Below are 18,724 nucleotides of genomic sequence, written 5' to 3'. Positions count from 1 at the left end.
TGTTCTAATCAATTCTGTTCTAATCAATTCTGTTCTAATCAATTCTGTTCTAATCTATTCTGTTCTAATCTATTCTGTTCTACTCTTCTGTTCTAATCAATATCAATCTATTTGTTAAGAAAAATGGTATCTACATCTCTTTTCACTTTTTTTCTATTTGCCTTTTTGAGAAAGACCGCTCTCCTGCGTCTCTTTATTTTACACCGTTGTTTTTAGTTAGTCCTCTTGAGCGCAGCGAAAAGGACAGCGTACTCCCGAGGCGCAACTCGGGTGACGCAACTCAGGCGGGACGACCAGGAACCTGTATATAAGGAAAAAGAACGAGATATAAACGGATGTAAACCTGAAAAACGGAAAAAATCCGGAAAATTCAGGCAAAAAATACAGCCGAGCGTATAGAATTTGGAGGGCAAGCCTTGAAACTCAATATTAAAACTTCAAAGCGTATAGAGCTGATAGACATTACCTCGGAAGTCCAGGAAGAGGTCAGGATAAGCGGAATACAGGAAGGCATATGCATCATCAGTACCAGGCATACGACTGCTGGCATTATAATTAATGAGAATGAAAGCGGGCTCAGGGAAGATATCCTGAACCTGCTGGAAAGGCTTGTACCGCCGGGAACCGGGTACAGGCACGACCGCATAGACAATAATGCTGATGCCCACCTCAAAGCCGTACTGCTCGGAGCAAGCGAAACCCTGCCAATTTCACAGGGAAAGCTGGAACTCGGCACCTGGCAGAGTATCTTTTTTGCCGAGATGGACGGCCCGAGGCACAGGACAGTAGATCTGACGATATTAAAGATAGCCTGAGGGCCAGGACAAGAAGAGTTTAAGCATGGCATGGATAGAATTGTGAGATCACGTAAATACGAATAGAACCAAAAAATAGCGTACAAAGACCAGAAAAAACAGACGAGAACAGAAGAATAAGAAAAGTAAAAGATAAAAGTCTCTTAAGGGGTACCTGAAGAGACTGGCTTTGAGGTACTTCCGGCCTTGCTGAAATCATCCAGACGGGTCTGTTTTTTCCTGCATTTCTCGCCAGGGATTTCTACAGGATACTCGCCTGTAAGGCAGCCGATACACATGTCGTTCTTATCGCACTCAAGAGCCCTCATGAGCCCGTCAATGCTGAGATAACCGAGAGAGTCGGCGTTTATAAGCCCTTCAACCTCTTTTATAGTCTTGTACGAGGCGATAAGTTCCTGCCTGGTTGCCATATCGATCCCGAGATAGCAGGGGGCAATAATTGCCGGACTTCCGACCCTTGCATGGACTTCTGAAGCGCCTGCTTTCCTGACCATATCTATGATACGTCTGGAGGTCGTGCCGCGGACAATGCTGTCATCGACCAGAACTACACGTTTGCCTTTGACGTTATCCTGAATGGCGTTCATCTTGAGCCGAACTGCAGTTTCGCGCAGGTCCTGTCCCGGAAGAATAAATGTGCGCCCGATGTAGCGGTTTTTCATAAGACCTTCCAGATACATGATTTCGGATTCCCTTGCATAGCCGATCGCTGAAGTGATTCCCGAGTCAGGGACAGGAGAAACGACATCCGCCTCAACATGATGCTCCCGGGCAAGCTCCCTTCCGATTCTTTCACGGACCTTGTAGACGAGTTTGCCGTCTATGACGGAATCGGGTCTTGCAAAGTAAATGAACTCAAAAACACAGTGTGCCGGATGGGGTTCGTTTGCGAGCTGGTGGCTCTCAAAGCCTGACTCCGTGAAGACCATAACCTCGCCAGGCTTTACATCCCGGATAAGGGTGCCGTTAAGAGTGTCGATCGCAACGCTTTCGGAAAAGACTCCGTATCCGCCGTCAACTTCTCCAAAGCAGAGGGGCTTGAAGCCAAAGGGATCCCTGACAGCGTACACAGCGCCGTTAATAAAGATAACAAGAGAATAAGAGCCAACAAGCTTGCGCATTACGTTCCTTATAGACTCGATCGGGTCGTGCCTGATCAGTTCTTTCACAAGCAGATGACCGATAACCTCGGTATCGGAATCACTGATAAAAATTCGGCCTTCGTTTTCCAGCTCGTCTTTGAGCGCTCTGGCATTTACCAGATTCCCGTTATGGGCAATGGCAACTGTTCCACCCTTGAAGTTAAGGATAAAAGGCTGACAGTTTTCAATTTTTGACCCGCCAGTCGTGGAGTAGCGGACGTGTCCGACTCCTGCGTTTCCTATAAGACGCCCCAGAGAATCCTTGGTGTACACGTCCGGCACAAGCCCCATACCCTTGATGGAGAGCGGCGATGTCCCATCATGCACCATAATACCAGTAGATTCCTGTCCCCTATGCTGGAGGGCATAAAGGGCGTAGTAAAGCTTGAATGCGACAGCATTTGACTGAAGCCTGTCGCCAGGGAGGATTATGCCTGCAACCCCGCATTCTTCTTTCAATCTTGACCTCCGGTGCAGGTAAAAAATAGAGAAAATTGAGCAGGCAGGTTTAATACTTGCACTTTGCCTGCCACTTGTAAGTTCTCATGCGGGATGTCTTTCCAAAGCCGCATGAAGTACATTGTTTTGTATGCACGTTTAATGAAACGCTGCCGCATCTTCTACATTTGGCATGAGTGCGCTTCTGTCTCTTTCCCATTGATGAAGTACCTTTACTCATTACTAAATCTCCTGATAAAAATCAACTTATTAGTGTGTAAATTCGATAATTCGAAGCGATTTTTTTTCCGAATAGGCCCTCAGTCATACAGATTCTGCTGCTCACCGAGGTTTAACGTTAATAGATGAAGTGCTTGATATAGATTACGGAGATACGTATACCACGTTGTCACCGCGAATAACAACACTGCTGAATTTACTTACGACTTCTCCTTCTCTTAATTCTTCAGCATTGTCAAGCACGAGGTTCATGTGAATATCGTATCCTTTCAGCTCGCCCCTAAACTCACGTGCGCCTTTCAATCTAACGATTACAGGTGTGTCCAGTGCGTTGTTCAAAATATCCAGAGGTCGGTTTGCCATCCTTACAATCCCCTTAAAACATTGTGAATCAAGTCATTATCTATATCAATATAAATAGTTAATCCAGACTTAAAATGATCGCCGCGCTTAAGTAGTTGATTATTTGCATCAAAGTCGCAAATACAATATATAAATGTATCGAAGCAATATACTCATTTCAGTTTCTAACATATAAACGAACCCGGAGATAAGAAAAAAAAATCTTTTCGAGGGAAATTGAGGGGAAAAATACAATATCACTAAAACACCTTCAATCAACGTTCTCAGAAATGATTTTATAAATTTTCAGAAATTTAAACCTGCAAAAGGCAGTTCTCTAGCAAGCCTGTAGAAATCCTATATGAACCAGTTTTTAAAAGCCGGTTTCTTCAAAAGCCAGTCGCTCGGAAGGTTCTGCAGCATTTACGGATCACCCATAAACTAAAATAGAAATTCCTTTTCCCGGGGGCAGAAGAGAAAACCTCGGAAAAGTCAGCATATACAAGTATTTTAAATATATTAAAAAATGCGTAAAAAAGAGAAGGCCGGAGGATATAATGACAGGGAAAACCTTATCAAAAACCCCTATTGTGATGACTATCGCAGGCTCGGATTCAGGAGGAGGAGCCGGAATTGCTGCTGACCTGAAGACCTTTGCCGCATTCGGAGTGCACGGGACCTGCGCCATAACTTCCGTAACCGCTCAAAATACCACAGGGGTTCTTGAGGCGTTTGACCTTGCCCCTGAAGCTGTTGCAAGCCAGATCGAAGCGGTCTGCACGGATATGGAGATTAAATGGGCAAAGACCGGGATGCTTGCCTCGGCTGAAATCGTAAAGGAGGTTGCAAATCAGGTAAAAAAGCACGGACTTTCCCTGGTAATCGACCCTGTCATGGCTGCTGAAGCCGGAGGAGATCTCCTGCGAAGAGAGGCTTTTTCAGTCCTTATCAAAGAACTGCTGCCCCTCTGTAAGGTTACGACTCCAAACGCCTCTGAGGCAGGCGCACTTGCCGGAATCCCTGTCAAAACCCCTGAGGATGCAAAACTGGCGGCAAGAAAAATTGCAGACCTCGGAGTTGAAGCCGTTATTGTAACAGGAGGGCACCTTGATGCAACCGACCTTATCTACGAATCCGCATCCGATGCCTTTACCCGCGTCCCAGGAACCTTTGTAGGCGGAGGAACCCACGGCTCGGGCTGCACCTACTCGGCAGCAATGACCGCATGCCTTGCCTGCGAGGACAGCCTGGAAACCGCTGCCAGGAAGGCAAAGAACTTCGTAGTGCAGGCAATCAAGAGGAGCAAGCCTATAGGCAGGGGAGTAGGACCTGTGAACCCTCTAGGAAAGACCCTTGAGGAAAAAGAGCGTTATCTTGCCCTGAAGGATGTAAAAAAAGCGGTTTTGATCCTTGCCAACAGCCCTGAGTTTGCAAAGCTCATACCTGAGGTTGGCTGCAATATAGGAATGGCAATTCCGGACGCCAGAGGTTATGAGGACGTTGCGGCTGTGGAAGGCAGGATAGTGAGGTACAGAGGAAGGGCAAACCCTGTGGGATGTATTGACTTTGGAGCCAGCAGGCATGTGGCAAGGGTCATCTTTGCAGCCCTTTGCGAGAAACCCGGGATCAGAGCTGCCATGAATGTAAAATATTCGGAAGAAATCCTTACAGCCTGCAGGGAAATGGGGCTTGGAATCTCCTCATTTGACAGGGAAAAAGAACCTGAAGGAGTAAGCACCATGGACTGGGGCAGTTCCGAGGCGATAAAAGAATATGGAAGAGTGCCTGAAGTAATCTATGATGAAGGTGGAGTGGGAAAAGAACCTATGATCAGGCTCCTCGGCACGGAGGCTTCAGAGCTTGCAAAACTTGCAGTAGATCTTGCCAGAAAAATTGAGTGATAAACATTGACTAACGCCGGAGAAAAGCCGGCACATGCTCCTTTTTTCATGATCCCATCTCCGACTGCAGCCAGTATTCGATTGTTCAGAAAGTATATTGATGAACTCTGTAAACCAAAACAGTGAGACAGACAACACTTAAATACGTCAAAGTTCGATTTTGTACAGAAACGATGTGAAGGAGATTTCATGGAACAGACAAAGATTATCCTTGACGAAAATGAGATGCCGAAGAAATGGTACAACGTCCTCGCCGACCTCCCTTCTCCAATTGACCCTCCTCTTGACCCAAGAACCTGGCAGCCCATAAGCCCGGATGCCCTTGAGCCCATTTTCCCAAAAGCCCTGATCATGCAGGAAATGAGTAGTGATCGATATATTGATATTCCCGAAGAAGTGCTTGATGTTTACAGGCTCTGGAGGCCAAGCCCGCTGTTCAGGGCCCACCAGCTTGAAAAAGTCCTCAAGACCCCTGCAAAGATCTACTACAAATACGAAGGAGTTAGCCCTGCAGGCAGTCACAAAACAAATACCTCGATTGCCCAGGCTTACTATAACATGAAAGAGGGGACCGAGAGGCTTACAACCGAGACGGGGGCAGGCCAGTGGGGAAGTGCACTTTCTCTTGCCTGCAATTATTTCGACCTGGAATGCAAGGTCTATATGGTCCGTTCCAGTTTTTACCAGAAGCCTTACCGAAAATCCCTTATGACCCTCTGGGGAGGGCACGTCGTGCCTTCCCCAAGCCCGGATACGGAGTTCGGAAGAAAGATCCTGCAGGAGCAGCCTGACACTCCCGGAAGCCTCGGGATTGCAATCAGTGAGGCTGTCGAGGATGCAGTAGCCCATGAGAACACAAAGTATTCCCTCGGAAGTGTGCTTAACCACGTTGTGCTCCACCAGACTGTAATAGGTGCAGAGTGCAAACAGCAGCTTGCACAGGTTGAAGAATACCCTGATGTGGTTATCGGGTGTTGCGGAGGCGGAAGCAATCTCGGAGGAATCGGACTTGAGTTCATAAAAGACAGGCTTGAAGGAAAACACAGTGCAAGAGTGGTCGCAGTCGAACCCTCAGCCTGCCCGTCCCTGACAAAAGGAGAGTACAGGTATGACTTCGGAGACACTGCCGAGATGACACCCCTCCTTAAGATGTACACCCTCGGCCACAAGCATGTACCGCCTGCTATTCATGCCGGAGGACTCCGCTACCACGGCGACTCTCCGATCATAAGTAAACTCTGCGCCGAAGGGCTTATGGAAGCTGTTTCATATGATCAGCAGGAAGTTTTTGATGCAGCTGTACAGTTTGCCAGAACCGAAGGAATAGTGCCTGCACCTGAATCTTCCCATGCTATCCGCTGTGCGATTGATGAAGCCCTCGCAGCCAAACAGACCGGGGAAGAAAAGACCATTCTCTTCAACCTGAGCGGGCACGGGCACTTTGACATGGCCTCCTATGACAAGTACTTCAGCGGCGAACTTGTCTGAAGAATATAGAACAGGATAAGGATGCCTTTCTGGCGTCCTCTATTTTTTGGAGAAACTGTTTTTCAGAAAATTTGTTTTTAATTTTCCGGAAAATTCTTTTTTAAAAATTATTTTGTACGGAATTTCCCTGTACCACTACCCGGTATGCTTGCACTCTTTAAGCTGATACTTTTTGAGCCGGTACTTTTTATGCTGATGCTATTCTTATTCAAATTTGCTGTTGTTCATATACTGTTCTTATTCAGCTGCCGTTATCCATACGCCTCGGATGCAATTTATACATCCCGGATGTACTTTAAAAGGGACCTGTTACTCAAGCGGTTTTCTGTTAAGGATATAAAGAACCATCTTCGGGCTGAGCTTGCTTTCTTTAGCCATTTTTTCGGCAATATTTTCACTTGGAATTCCTTCTGCTTTCATATTCCTTATTTTTGTAATTACCGAATCAGGGACGGTGTAATACTCGTTTATGTCCTTTCTGTGGCCCCATACGTCTCCTTCAAGCAGCTGGATTTTTTGCATTTCCAGAAACATCTCCATAGACTTTGAAATAGTCTTTTGATATGATTTAGGAAGCTGGACTATTTCGAGCTTAGGACATGTTTCAACAAGCAGAAAAATGTCTTTATTTGACGGCCTGAACGCGAGGTGAATTACCTTCTCGTTCGGGTTTAAGGAGAGAATTTCATCTCTTGAACTGACAACTCTTATTTTCATACCATTCCCCAGACCCTAATTTAGTTAAAGAATCAATAAAACCCATTATACGACAATATTTAAATATTTTTCTATGTTATGCCAAAAAAATTCGTCATTCTAAAAAAAACATATTTGAAAAAAAGGCATATAGAAAAGCAAAAATAAAAATTAACAAACGAAAATACGGAACTTAAATGCCAAAAATTTACTCAAATTTTTTACATTGTTAGATAAATATAAAAGAGAAGTTTTGTAAAAATTAATCATTTTTCCATGGGAGAAAATAGGGATGAAACTCTTTGACTGTCGAGTCCGTTAGTTAAAATGAATAAAAAAGAATGAAAATAGCTAACAGGAAATTATTTTCAAGAGGAAAAATAAAAAAACGATTTTCAAGTGGAAAAAATTGAAAAAAACGGAGAAACTGGAGAGAAACTGGAGAGAAATTAGAGAGAAATTAGAGAGAAATTAGAGAGAAACTAAAGAGAAATTAGAGAGAAATTAGAGAGAAATTAGAGAGAAACTGGAGAGAAACTGGAGAGAAAATAGAGAAAAGTTTATTAAAGGTCAGAGATTGATCCCGGAAACTCTTTATGAAAATAAAATCCGGAAATATATGGAAAACTTTTTAAGACAGAGTCTTAAAAAGTTGCCTTCCACCTCCAGTTAAGTTATCTTTCACGGGTACGGAATTAATACCTATTTACCCCGAAAATTATAGTTTGAAAGGACAGGTGAATCCATACTTCAGGACAGTTCCAGGCTCTTCTTGCTGAGGATGTAAAGAATCATGTCCGAATTCAATTTACTTTCCCTTGAAAGCTTATCGGCAATCATCTCATTTGAGAACCTGTCGGCTTTTAATTCCTGAATTTTCTCCAGAACATTCTGAGAAACGTTGTAATATTCGTTTATGTCCTTCCGGTGTCCCCACACATCTCCTTCAAGGAGATTGATCTTCTGCATTTCCAGAAACATCTCTATTGACTTGGAAACAGTCCTTCTGTAAGATTTAGGAAGCTGTATAGCTTCAATTTTAGGACATGTTTCGGCAAGCATGAATACATCCCTGTTAGACGGCCTGAAAGCAAGGTGGATAACCTTCTCATTCGGATTTAGGGTAGGAATTTCCTCCCGTGAACTAACCACTCTGATTTTCATATTAATCCCCACTCTTATTTAAGAATCAAACTTTTATTTATTTAAAAATCAAATTTTGGTTACGCATTTACATTTTATATACATATCGAATAGCGGAAATATTATTTAGAGGGTCTGTACCCAAAGCGAGTCTTAATAGCGTCAGCATGTGCTTGCAGACCTTCTTCCTCGGCCAATGCGATTACAGTTTCTTTCAGACTTTCAAGCCCACTCTTACTGATTTTCTGGATACTGGAGTATTTGAGGAAGTGATTGATATTCAGCCCCGAATAAATCCTGGCATATCCTGCCGTGGGAAGCACGTGATTGGTACCGGAGGCATAATCCCCAACCGGGACAGGAGCATAGTTCCCTACAAAAATCGATCCGGCATTTTTAATCCTGTCAAGTACGGAATCGGAGTCTTCCACCATAATTTCCAGATGTTCGGGAGCGAATTTATTGCTGAAGTCAATGCTCTGCTCAAGCGAGTCTGAAATCAGGACTGCTGCATTCTCAAGCGAAGTTTTTACAATTTCACTTCTTGCAGTGTTTTCAGCCTGTATAAGCACTTCCTGCCTTACAGCTCCTGCAAGAGTTTCTGAAGTTGTCACAAGCACCGACACCGCACTCGGGTCGTGTTCGGCCTGGGCTATAATATCCGAGGCAGCCATTGCAGCATCCGCAGAATCGTCTGCTATGATAAGAACCTCACTCGGACCTGCCGGAAAATCAATCTCGGCAACATCCCTCACCTGCATCTTGGCAGAGGTCACAAAAACGTTTCCCGGGCCTACGATTTTGTCCACCTTCGGGACTGTTCCGGTCCCGTAAGCCATTGCCCCGACCGCCTGCACGCCCCCGAGCTTGAAGACCTTATCTGCTCCTGCAACCTTCGCTGCAGCAAGCGTAAGTGGGTGGACGGACCCGTCAGCCCTCGGAGGAGTGCACACGATAACCTCCCCAACCCCTGCAACCCTGGCAGGGATTACTGTCATCAGCACCGTTGAAGGATAGGATGCCCGGCCTCCCGGAGCATAGGCTCCCACACTTTCAAGAGGTGTTGCCTTCTGCCCCAGAACGACCCCGGGTTGAACTTCCATAAACCAGGTAGGCTCAGGCATCTGAGCTTCGTGAAAGGCCCTGATGTTTGCAGCTGCGACTTTAAGGTGTTCGAGCAATTCCGGACCGACCCCTGCCAGAGCTTCTTCAAACTCTGCCTCGCTTACCTCAAAATCGGCAAGCTCAACTTTATCAAACTTCTTTGTATACTCCCTGAGTGCTGCATCCCCCCTCCTGCGCACATCAGAAAGTACTGAAGAAACGGTTTCTCCGACATCTGCAAGCCCGGAACCCCGGGAAATTAATTTCTGCATTTCAGCTTCCGAAACATCAGACAACTTTTTGAATAACATTGTGACCATCTCTGAGATTACCTGGTAAACATGATCCGAATTGATCCGATAAGTTTGGTGTGAATCCTGTATAAACGATATAGCCGGATATAATCTGCTCTCATTAAATCCCTGATCTCATTTAATATTTTACCCCGACCTGAGCCTGAAAGAGCAAAAAATAAGAATTCTGTCCTGTACAGCCATATTGTCTATATCAGGTCGTTCACCCGAATTGTGCCTCGGCAGAGTTGCGCCACCCGAATTGCGATTCGGGAGCCGCCGCCTGTTTCACTCGCTTTCGCTCGCTCAAGCGGACTATTTGGGGTTAAAAAAGATCCGAGCTCAAGCGGGATAAAGTATGAGTTCTCCAATCTGCAACCATATTCGCTGCACTGTGTCATTTTTGTCCCGCTCGACGCAGGAGCGCGGCCTTTTCCAAGAAGAAAGGAACGAAGAAGGATGAAGAGAAAAAAGACTGCGAGTAAAAACAACTGGTAAAACCCGCAAGAGCCTGCATGTAAAGTGACAGGGGAAAACAATAATTCGGATTTCTTTTGATTTTCCTGCTTTTTTGAAGGACCGCCAGACAAACTGACGGAGGCGCTGATATTTACCCTGTGAATCGGAACCCGGTTTGTTGGTAAGAATAGTATATTTTCAGCCGCGAAGAGCACTCCTCAAGTGCACTGTTTCTCTAACTGCGGCACCATTTTGCAGGTCGCCGATTTCTGGCAGACAGGCCTATCCAGCCCCCTACGACGCAGGAAGAGAAAACTGAAAGCTTACAGCTCCGAATTTCGGAAGAGACAAAACGATTAAAAAGAACCCGAGGAATTGAAAAATGAAAGAGGAAAGATCAATGATCATAAGAAAAAAAATAAAGATCAAAAATCGCTGATCGTCTTCTGCCCGTCAGGAGAACCTTTTTCAAGGGACTCCGTATCAGGGACTTCAGGCAATGGCTCTCTTCTCCCGATCTGCCTGAAGATCCTCTCAGCAATCTTAGGGCCGACAAGGGCAGCTACCTTTTCAGGAGAAGCCCCTGCGAGGTCGGCTGTGGATTTAAAGCCTGCTCCATAAAGTTTCCTTGCCCTTACACGGCCAATGCCCCTGATATCGAGCAGATCCATCAGTTCCGGACCTGCCCCGTAATGGATACGCTTTTCAAGTTCTGCAGCTTCTTTTGCTCCTTTCAGGTCAAGGAGCCGGGCAAGCTGGGTAGTCACATGCATGATCCACTCGGCAATATCCGCAGTTGTATGGATGTCTCCTTCCCCTGTACCGAATTTTAAACATATCTCATTCTCAGGTTTCTCATGGATCCAGTCCATCAGCAGGAGAGAGGTCTTTACCTCGCTCAGGAACCACTCATACTCAACAATATTGAAGGGGCTCGGCACCTTTGAGAACTCGTCTGCGTGCGCCATTACGTAATCATTGATATCCTGGTAGTCCTGGCTCCGCATATACATCAGGCGCATATCGGGCGTACTGCAGACAAGGTGCAGCAGAGTGAGTTCGGTAAGGGTTCCGGTTTCCCTCAAGCCCTTTGCAATAAGGGCTGCGGAGAGGGGGTCAATATAGAGTCTGGAGACGAGTTTTCCGAAAACCGTGGAAATAAGGGCATCGGAATCCTGTTCAAGCATTCCTTCCTGCCTTAAAAAGTCCAGGCATTCGTCCACAACCGTGGAGAGCCCGAAATTAGAATACTGGTACGCAAAAAAAGTCGCTTCCAGAAAATCCATAAGCTCTTCCTTTGTCCGGGCAAATCCGTTCGAGACCGTTGAAAGCACGTGTGTCCTGAGAGCGTTTTCCGTCCCTAGCTTGGACCAGATATCTTCGGCTCCGGCTTCAATATATTTCTCAAAGAGGAACACCAGTTCCTCATAAGACTTTGCAAGCAGTACAGCCTCTCCATAAGGGTCAAGCCTCGGCCTTCCGGCTCTTCCTGCCATCTGCTTGTATTCGAGCACCGGGATAGGCTGCATACCGGATTCAGAAGAATATCGCCGGTAACTCCGTATAATTACACGCCTTGCAGGCAGGTTCAGCCCTGCTGCAAGGGTTGGAGTGCTTGAGATAAGCTTTATGCGCCCTTCCCGAAAGCCGGCTTCTACGAGTTCTCTCAGAGGCGAGGTGAGGCCTGCATGGTGAAAAGCTGTCCCTGCACGGACGCAGGATGCAAGAACCGAGGCAGTATCGGTTTCACTATTTTCCAGAATCTCGTCTGCAATCCCCGCAAGCTTTTCTCTGTCTTCGGCAGAAAGAGTCTTTTTAACTGCGGAAGTTGCTTTCTTTGCAAAACCCATGCAGTTTTTCCGGCTGCTTTCGAAAACAAGGCACTGCCCTCCCTCCCTGAGGGTATCAAGCACAAGGTTTATGGCTTCGTCTTTTGTGGGCTGTTCAACAGGCTTTTCTTTATCCTTGCAGAAAAAGGTCCCGTTAAAAAATACCCCTTCCATAAGGTCGGTAGGCCTCCATTCACTTAGCACAAGTTCGGCATCAAGCCAGGCTGCAAGTTCATCGGCGTTTCCTACCGTTGCCGAAAGGGCAAGTATCTGACAGGACGGGTTCATTTTCCGGAGCTTTGCAAGAGTGACCTCAAGGGTGGGCCCCCTGTCCGCAGAATCAATAAGATGTACTTCATCGGCCACAACAACCGAGATCTCCTGCATCCAGGCAGTCTCGTTCCTGAGCAGGGAATCGGTTTTTTCCGACGTGGCTACGATTATGTCGTTTATCCCGAGCCCTTCGTCCCGGCGGTCATAGTCCCCTGTTGAGATCCCGACCCTGATACCCAGTTCGGAAAACTCCTGAAACCGCCTGAACTTCTCGGAAGCCAGAGCTCGCAGGGGCACGATATAGAGGGCTTTTCCTCCTGCAAGCACGGATTTCAGCATTGCAAACTCTGCAAGCAGAGTCTTTCCAGAAGCCGTTGGGATTGCAGCAAGCAGGTTTTTCCCTTCAAGCAATCCCTTCTCAACAGCCTCTGCCTGGGGAGGATAAAGTTCGGGAATCCCGGAGTTTTCATAAAAGCGCTTTACTTCATCGGGCAGGTCGAGACTTTCTATCTTCATTGAAAACCAGAAACTCCCGCATAAGATAAAAAACTATTTTGAAAACGAAATACGGTGCCAAAAAACTGTTTCCCTGAAAAAAGATCGAAGCTCCCCTTCAGGAAACCCCGGAGTTTTTCAGGAGGTTTAAGGAAAAAAGAAGGGAAAGAAGGAAAAAAATGGTGGAGAATCTGGAAAAACTCTGGCTTTTGCAAATCAACTTTTTGCAGAATGATATCAGTCTTTACAGAATAATATCAGTCTTTACAGAATAATATCAGCCTTTACAGAATAATATCAGCCTTTACAGAATAATATCAGTCTTTTGCAGAGTAATAGTAGTTTCCGCTTTCCTTCTGCTCTCTGTCAAGCCTTGAGCCGAGGTTGTTTACACGGGGACGCCTCGTTTCTTCATCCCTGCGGAAGGTGATGCCGAGGTTTTTCAGGAACCTGTTCATGCCGCTTTCCATGCTGAAAGGCTCGTGGGCTTCACCGTATATCGAGGGCTTGCCTTCAAAAACAAGGAGGCGCTGGCTGAGCATATCGATCATGTAGATATCGTGGTCGACGACCATAGCTGTCTTCTGGTTGTTTTCGGCAAAGCGGTTGATGACTTTGGTGACCATGGAACGCTGCTCCACATCAAGGTGAGCACTCGGCTCGTCCAGGATATAGAGGTCGGCTTCCTGGGACAGGCAAGCAGCAATCGCTACCCTCTGCAGTTCTCCGCCACTGAGGTCGGTAAGCAGGCTTTCATAGATCCTTTCGAGCTGGAGAGGGTTTGAGATTTCAACCTCATAGTAGCTGGTCCCGAAACGCTTTGTAATGCCTCGCAGAAAGTCCTGGACACTCACAGGAGTATCGGCTTTAATGTACTGGGGTTTGTAGGAAATTTTAACCTCGATTCCCGGATCCCCTTCATCAGGCTTGATTTCCCCTGCCAGGACTTTTACGAAAGTTGACTTACCTATCCCGTTAGGCCCGACTATCCCGAGCACTTCCCCTTCCCGCAGGCTTCCGCCTGTTGCCTTGAGGGAGAAGCCGTCCCCATACTGCTTTGAAAAGCTGTTAAAGGAGACCATAGACTGAAACTGGGCGTCCTCTCTTGGGGGATGGACCTCGAACCTGATGGCTTCCGGCCGGATCCGGATGTTTTCTTCAGGGAGGTAGCCTTTAAGGTACTGGTTGATCCCTACTCTCACGCTTTTCGGGAGAGTGACCACACCGAACCCTGCAGGTTCACCATAGGCTATGTGAACGACATCCGTAAGCATGTCCAGGATTGCAAGGTCGTGCTCGACCACAAGCACTGCCCTATCCTTTGAGATTTCCTGAATCAGGCGGGCAACGTTAATCCTCTGGTAAATGTCGAGGTAAGGGCTTATTTCGTCAAAGAAGTAGAACTGAGCATCCCTTGCCGCACAGGCTGCAATCGCTACCCTCTGAAGTTCCCCACCGCTCAATTCCGAGATTTTTCGCTCGACTACCCCTCTCAGATCAAGACGATCTATAAGCTCGTCCAGAACCCCTCTTTCGTCCGTTTTTTCAAGCAGCTCAGAGGTCTTGCCTTTGAAAGCTTTGGGGATCAGGTCAACGTACTGGGGCTTCTGGGAGACTTTTACCTTTCCGTCCACTACATCTTCGAAATAATCGTGAAGTGCGGTCCCGGCATAGTGTTCGAGTACCGTATCCCAATCCCCTTTCCCCTGCCCGAAATTGGGGATGAGGGTTCCGGAAAGGATCTGGACAGAGGTACTCTTCCCTATTCCGTTCGGGCCCAGAATACCGGTCACCTTTCCTATCCTTGGCACGGGAAGCCCGAAAAGGGCAAAACCGTTTGGTCCGTACCTGTGCGTGGGTTCCTGCAGGGCTTCAGGAAGCCCTATGATCATAATGGCATCAAAAGGACATTTGTTAATGCATATCCCGCAGCCCACACAGAGTTCCTCGGAGATGACCGGCTTTCCGTCTTCCTCAAAAACAATGGTTTCGTCTCCTGTCCTGACTCTCGGACAGTACTTTTCACACTCCTTGCTGCACCTTCTGGGCTGGCACCTGTCTTTGTTAAGTATAGCTATTCTCATAATAGTCCCCGAAAATTACGTTTTTTGATTGGTTAAAGCATAAAATGAATTCAGTAAGATGGATTCATTTGTGTAATTGGATTCATTTGTGTAATTGGATTCATTTGTGTAAAATTGGATTCATTTGTGCAAGTTTTATGAGATAAGTAACGTGTTAATGAATTCGTTAACGTGTTATAATCTAATATTGTATGAATTTATAATGTGGTATAGTTATCTGATTCCAGTCCCACGAGTTTCTTTTCTACTCAATAAAGATAATTATGATCGAGCTTATGCCGCATATAAAGCAGTCAGGCTTATACAGCAATTGTCGGTTATGAAATGCCTGCTCTGGTATATGAACCGTTGGAATGTTACAGGCAGGAAATATCTCCGTGGTGAAGAGCACGATTAAAAATGAAGGTAAAAACCGATAACAAAAGAGCCCGGGCAAAAAGGCCTTCTTTTTGGGAAAAGCCTTTTTTGAAACCCAGGAAAAGAATTTTTTTCAATTCAGGAGCAACGTCCAGGTCACAAGGAAGAAGTCTATAACTATGAACTCGACAAAAAGCCAGTCCTTAAGCTTGAATTCTTTGGTATCGATTTTGAGAGGGATATAGACCAGCTTCTGGACATAATAAGTGATTCCGATAACGATCATAAGTATGGCATACCAGATCCGGTCTTCACCTGTCCCATACTGGCTGAACATTACAACCCCGAAGATTATTCCGAGTACTGCAGCAAAAATTGTTTTTATAATTCCGTCTCTGTGAGCTTTCTGCTTTTCTTCGGGGGTTTTTTGATTGGGAAGACTCTTTTTTTCGGGAGCCTCAACACTTGCTGTGGCAATTTCTACGGGAGCCTCTTTAGCACTTGCGGGTTCCTTTCTAGACTTTGACTTTGGGGATTGTTTACTCAACCTATATTCTCTCCTGAACGACAATTCTCTTTCCTGGGAATGTAGTATTAATTAAAAAATTGAAAAGATTGAAAATGGGATTATGGATTTCAAGAATCATATTTGATTTGGTGATACTGGTTAAACAGGGTTTGGTTAAATTAGGGCTAGATTTGATTCGGTGATACCGGTTAAACAGGATTTGGTTAAATAAGAGCTAGATTTGATTCGGTGATGCTGGTTAATATTAAAGTTTGAATAAATTAGAGTATGGTTGAATTAGAGTTAAATTGGACCTTGAAGCCTTAAATTACTAGCCTGGAATTTAAATCATTTGACCGGATTCTGAAACCGCAGTTTAAATTTGAATTGAAACCTACGGGATCCGGGCCATCAAATTAAGTACCAGATTTAAATTATCATATTTAAATTTTTAGAGTTAAATTATTAGGACTGAATCTAAGGGATTTAAATAAATTCATTGCTTAAAACATTACCGATCTGATCTATGGATATCGAATCGATCCCTATTGAATTTAAATGTTTTGAAAATTTGGAAGGTCTGTGTCCCCCGGGATGGTAAACAAGCGTGACTTCAGGGTTGAGTTTTCTGACCATGGCCTCGAGCCCGCAAGCATCAAGGTGGTCGCTTATCTTGATAATGGGATACGGATAATCCGCACGGCAGCTCAATACATACTTTTTCACATTCCACGGGAGCTTATCAAGGTCCCAGGGAGCCACCACGAAAACCTCGTCCTCTCCCCGTGAGTCAAGCCCTGCAAGTTCTCCCGCGTCCTCAAGCATGCTCCGCGTAAGTGCCCTTGTCCGGGCTTCCATACGGATGGCGCCTTCGTACCCGAAGCCTCTCATTAATTCAACGGCACGCTGGGCTTTTCCGAACTCATACGCCCCGAAGGCGACAGGGCCGCTCTCAAAAAGGGCACATTTCATGCTTTCGAGGTCGTCAGCAAAATGGCAGGAAGGGTCTTCAGGGTCCCCGTAGTTAGCTTCAGTAATAAGGACATCGCAGGGAGGAAGCTTGCTGGCATCCTTGACGTCCCCTGTAACCAGAATCCTTGTCCCCACATCGTTTTCCCAGTAAAAAGCCGTGGCGCCGGCAGTGTGTTCCGTGGGGTAAGTCCTTACCCTGACCCCCTCGATTTCAATCTCATCCCCGAGCCTGCAAGTGCTGCCCACGTACTTTTTATCATGCCTGATTTCAAGGGCAGTTGCGGTTTTATCCGTACAAACTGCCCGCGGAGAGAGCATAGCCGATTTTCCATGATGATCGGAATGGGCATGAGTGATCAGGTATGCATCTGGTTGGGGGTGCTTTCCCGGACTCCGGGTAGTATCAATGGAAAAAGTACGGAAATCTCCCGCGTTGTCCCTGAAGCGGATTGAGACATGGGGCTTGAAGTTTCCTCGTGAGTTGCGCTGCCTGAGCGCCAGCACACCAAGATCAATTAGTTTTTTAGAAATCACGCCAATCTCTGAGGAGATTACACTTAACATATTTAAGTTTAGGGAAACCTCGTAAATTCCTGATATGTTACATTAGAAACTATATTAGAAACTATATTAGAAACTATATTATAAACTATATTAGAAACAGCTTTGCCATCCTGAGCAGCGTAAATAAGAAAGCAAATTGGAGTTCGCGTAGAAATTTTCATTAAATACTCTACTTGCAAATGATCTCAGATGATCTTAATTATTAAACAGGCAGTCCTGAGATAATAAGCCCAATAACCTTTAAAATTCCCATAGCCGTCGGCAATTCGCTTAAACTGATCTTCTGTAGCTTCGGGGCCGTAGAATCTTCCAAAGCAATTGAAAAGAGTTTTGTCGTGCTCTGAAAGTTCTTCCATTCTTCCGAGACCTCTTATAAGCTCCAGATTAGCTGACCACTCCCCAATACCCCTTATATTCATGAGCCATTCTTTTACGTCCTTTATACTGCCTTTTCTTAGAAAATTTTCATCCACTCCGTCAAAAGCCTCTGCAACTGCTATTAAATAATCTGATTTTCTTTCGTTTTTTATAATGGAAGCCAGATTTTCCGCACCCAGATTTTTTATTTGCCGGGCTGAAGGAAACGTCCTGTACTCAATTCCTTCAATTTGAACACTATTCCCTACAGCCTCGGTGAGCTTGCTTTTTATTTTATGGGCTACTTTCATGGATATTCTCTGGCTCAACACCGCCCAGGCTGCGGCTTCAAAAGGAGTTAAGAATTTTACCTGATGCAGGCCGTAAAGCTGATCCAGCACAGGAGCAAATTCAGGATCTTTGCTTCCCAGAGCATAAAATGGTTTCAGATCGTCATCGAGGCTCAAAAAGAATCTTATTCTATCCAGAAGTGCAGATTTTATTTCTTCGCTTATTTCTTCGTAAGAATAAAGAATGCAAGATAAAACCGGTTCCGAAACAGTGCCTTCGCCTTTCAGTTTGAAGGCTAAAGTCCTATTTTCCAGATAAACTGCCTTTGTAAATGAAAATCCAGTGACGGTCTGTTCCCCTCCTGCAGGGACAAACATATCCACAAAATTAAGAGATTTTGAAAAATAAAAAGGAGTTTCCGGAAAAAGTTTTCCCTGGATACTGTGAAGTCTCATTTTCCTCCCTCACTTCAAAGGATTTCAATTAATAGCTCAAAAAACCGGATTTTAATCCGCATAAATCCAGAGATCGCTGACCTGGCAGGTCGATGACAGTCCCGATTGAAATTTCCTGGCAATGAGTGAAAAGCTGATCCAACATTGATCATTCAATATCCAACACTGATCATTCAATAATTAGATACGATTCGGTTTAAAAGCTTCCTTCTGGAAGGCTTTAATTGTTGCTCACTAATAAAAGAGAAAAAGAATGAGCTTTTTTATTCGGGCTTTTTTTCACTTCGTTTTCTACTTTTGAGATTCTTTTTTTCACTTCGTTTTCTACTTTTTTTACAGGACAACCAGAAAAGCTGGCGGAGCTCTCCTATGAAAAATCGGATTAAAACGAGGTTTCCGGAGTCGAGGAAAACGTGTTCTTCTGATATGCAGACATTTTCTACATTCGATTTCTTTCAATACCCGTATGAGTTAACCT

The 18,724-nt window shown here is 45.3% G+C and carries 14 protein-coding genes; 3 read left to right on the top strand and 11 right to left on the bottom strand.

What is annotated here, in order from left to right; translation table 11 throughout:
• The first annotated feature begins 416 nt into the window (after nt 1-416).
• Nucleotides 417-815 (top strand): secondary thiamine-phosphate synthase enzyme YjbQ, encoded by a 399-nt coding sequence (locus ACSAZL_RS04110; RefSeq protein WP_440947465.1) that lies wholly within the window; start codon nt 417-419, stop codon nt 813-815.
• Nucleotides 816-958: 143 nt separating this feature from the next.
• Here ACSAZL_RS04110 and purF read toward each other — a convergent pair whose 3' ends face one another.
• From purF to ACSAZL_RS04095, 3 genes are all read right to left on the bottom strand, one after another.
• Nucleotides 959-2,416, bottom strand: a complete 1,458-nt coding sequence (purF, locus tag ACSAZL_RS04105; RefSeq protein WP_440947464.1) for an amidophosphoribosyltransferase — start codon at nt 2,414-2,416, stop codon at nt 959-961.
• A 49-nt stretch (nt 2,417-2,465) separates the two neighbouring features.
• The gene (locus ACSAZL_RS04100; RefSeq protein WP_440947463.1) at nt 2,466-2,636 is read right to left on the bottom strand and encodes a 50S ribosomal protein L37e; all 171 of its coding nucleotides are present in this window, start codon (nt 2,634-2,636) and stop codon (nt 2,466-2,468) included.
• Nucleotides 2,637-2,779: 143 nt separating this feature from the next.
• A complete protein-coding gene (locus tag ACSAZL_RS04095; RefSeq protein ID WP_011032293.1) occupies nt 2,780-2,998 on the bottom strand; it encodes an LSm family protein in 219 nt (72 codons plus the stop codon).
• Between the two features lie 536 nt (nt 2,999-3,534).
• On the opposite strand from ACSAZL_RS04095, the gene thiD reads away from it, so the two are divergent.
• Together thiD and ACSAZL_RS04085 are read left to right on the top strand one after the other, a co-directional pair.
• Nucleotides 3,535-4,878 (top strand): bifunctional hydroxymethylpyrimidine kinase/phosphomethylpyrimidine kinase, encoded by a 1,344-nt coding sequence (gene thiD / locus ACSAZL_RS04090; RefSeq protein WP_440947462.1) that lies wholly within the window; start codon nt 3,535-3,537, stop codon nt 4,876-4,878.
• Nucleotides 4,879-5,067: 189 nt separating this feature from the next.
• On the top strand, nt 5,068-6,366 hold the full coding sequence (locus ACSAZL_RS04085) for a TrpB-like pyridoxal phosphate-dependent enzyme (RefSeq protein WP_440947461.1): 1,299 nt from the start codon (nt 5,068-5,070) through the stop codon (nt 6,364-6,366).
• A gap of 309 nt (nt 6,367-6,675) precedes the next feature.
• Here the strand turns inward: ACSAZL_RS04085 and ACSAZL_RS04080 are convergent, their stop codons facing one another.
• The 8 genes from ACSAZL_RS04080 to ACSAZL_RS04045 all read right to left on the bottom strand — a co-directional run bounded on the left by ACSAZL_RS04080 (nt 6,676) and on the right by ACSAZL_RS04045 (nt 18,246).
• The gene (locus ACSAZL_RS04080) at nt 6,676-7,083 is read right to left on the bottom strand and encodes a DUF1699 family protein (RefSeq protein ID WP_440947460.1); all 408 of its coding nucleotides are present in this window, start codon (nt 7,081-7,083) and stop codon (nt 6,676-6,678) included.
• 729 nt (nt 7,084-7,812) lie between these two features.
• Nucleotides 7,813-8,226, bottom strand: coding sequence for a DUF1699 family protein (locus ACSAZL_RS04075; RefSeq protein WP_440947459.1), 414 nt, complete (start codon nt 8,224-8,226; stop codon nt 7,813-7,815).
• Nucleotides 8,227-8,327: 101 nt separating this feature from the next.
• The gene (hisD, locus tag ACSAZL_RS04070) at nt 8,328-9,629 is read right to left on the bottom strand and encodes a histidinol dehydrogenase (protein WP_440947458.1); all 1,302 of its coding nucleotides are present in this window, start codon (nt 9,627-9,629) and stop codon (nt 8,328-8,330) included.
• 857 nt (nt 9,630-10,486) lie between these two features.
• Nucleotides 10,487-12,679: an ATP-dependent DNA helicase gene (locus ACSAZL_RS04065; protein WP_440947457.1), complete on the bottom strand. Its 2,193-nt coding sequence runs from the start codon at nt 12,677-12,679 to the stop codon at nt 10,487-10,489.
• A gap of 296 nt (nt 12,680-12,975) precedes the next feature.
• Nucleotides 12,976-14,742 carry a ribosome biogenesis/translation initiation ATPase RLI gene (locus ACSAZL_RS04060; protein ID WP_440947456.1) on the bottom strand — a complete coding sequence of 589 codons (1,767 nt, stop codon included), beginning with the start codon at nt 14,740-14,742 and terminating at the stop codon, nt 12,976-12,978.
• A gap of 490 nt (nt 14,743-15,232) precedes the next feature.
• Entirely contained in the window at nt 15,233-15,646 is a 414-nt protein-coding gene (locus ACSAZL_RS04055) for a hypothetical protein (RefSeq protein ID WP_440947455.1), read from the bottom strand.
• Nucleotides 15,647-16,093: 447 nt separating this feature from the next.
• A complete protein-coding gene (locus ACSAZL_RS04050; protein ID WP_440948779.1) occupies nt 16,094-17,113 on the bottom strand; it encodes an MBL fold metallo-hydrolase in 1,020 nt (339 codons plus the stop codon).
• Between the two features lie 215 nt (nt 17,114-17,328).
• Nucleotides 17,329-18,246: a DNA-3-methyladenine glycosylase family protein gene (locus ACSAZL_RS04045; protein WP_440947454.1), complete on the bottom strand. Its 918-nt coding sequence runs from the start codon at nt 18,244-18,246 to the stop codon at nt 17,329-17,331.
• Nucleotides 18,247-18,724 lie beyond the last annotated feature (478 nt).

Origin of the sequence: Methanosarcina mangrovi, from assembly GCF_052057765.1 — an archaeon.
Lineage (GTDB): Archaea > Halobacteriota > Methanosarcinia > Methanosarcinales > Methanosarcinaceae > Methanosarcina.
The sequence above is the reverse complement of the archived record's forward strand: the minus strand, read 5'-3'. Positions and strand labels throughout refer to the sequence as shown.

Bases quoted from the DNA above. Each gene is read 5' to 3' on its own strand.
- ACSAZL_RS04100 (WP_440947463.1), bottom strand. From the start codon at position 2,636: ATGAGTAAAGGTACTTCATCAATGGGAAAGAGACAGAAGCGCACTCAT.
- ACSAZL_RS04095 (WP_011032293.1), bottom strand. From the start codon at position 2,998: ATGGCAAACCGACCTCTGGATATTTTGAACAACGCACTGGACACACCT.
- thiD (WP_440947462.1), top strand. From the start codon at position 3,535: ATGACAGGGAAAACCTTATCAAAAACCCCTATTGTGATGACTATCGCA.
- ACSAZL_RS04085 (WP_440947461.1), top strand. From the start codon at position 5,068: ATGGAACAGACAAAGATTATCCTTGACGAAAATGAGATGCCGAAGAAA.
- ACSAZL_RS04080 (WP_440947460.1), bottom strand. From the start codon at position 7,083: ATGAAAATAAGAGTTGTCAGTTCAAGAGATGAAATTCTCTCCTTAAAC.
- ACSAZL_RS04075 (WP_440947459.1), bottom strand. From the start codon at position 8,226: ATGAAAATCAGAGTGGTTAGTTCACGGGAGGAAATTCCTACCCTAAAT.
- hisD (WP_440947458.1), bottom strand. From the start codon at position 9,629: ATGGTCACAATGTTATTCAAAAAGTTGTCTGATGTTTCGGAAGCTGAA.
- ACSAZL_RS04065 (WP_440947457.1), bottom strand. From the start codon at position 12,679: ATGAAGATAGAAAGTCTCGACCTGCCCGATGAAGTAAAGCGCTTTTAT.
- ACSAZL_RS04060 (WP_440947456.1), bottom strand. From the start codon at position 14,742: ATGAGAATAGCTATACTTAACAAAGACAGGTGCCAGCCCAGAAGGTGC.
- ACSAZL_RS04045 (WP_440947454.1), bottom strand. From the start codon at position 18,246: ATGAGACTTCACAGTATCCAGGGAAAACTTTTTCCGGAAACTCCTTTT.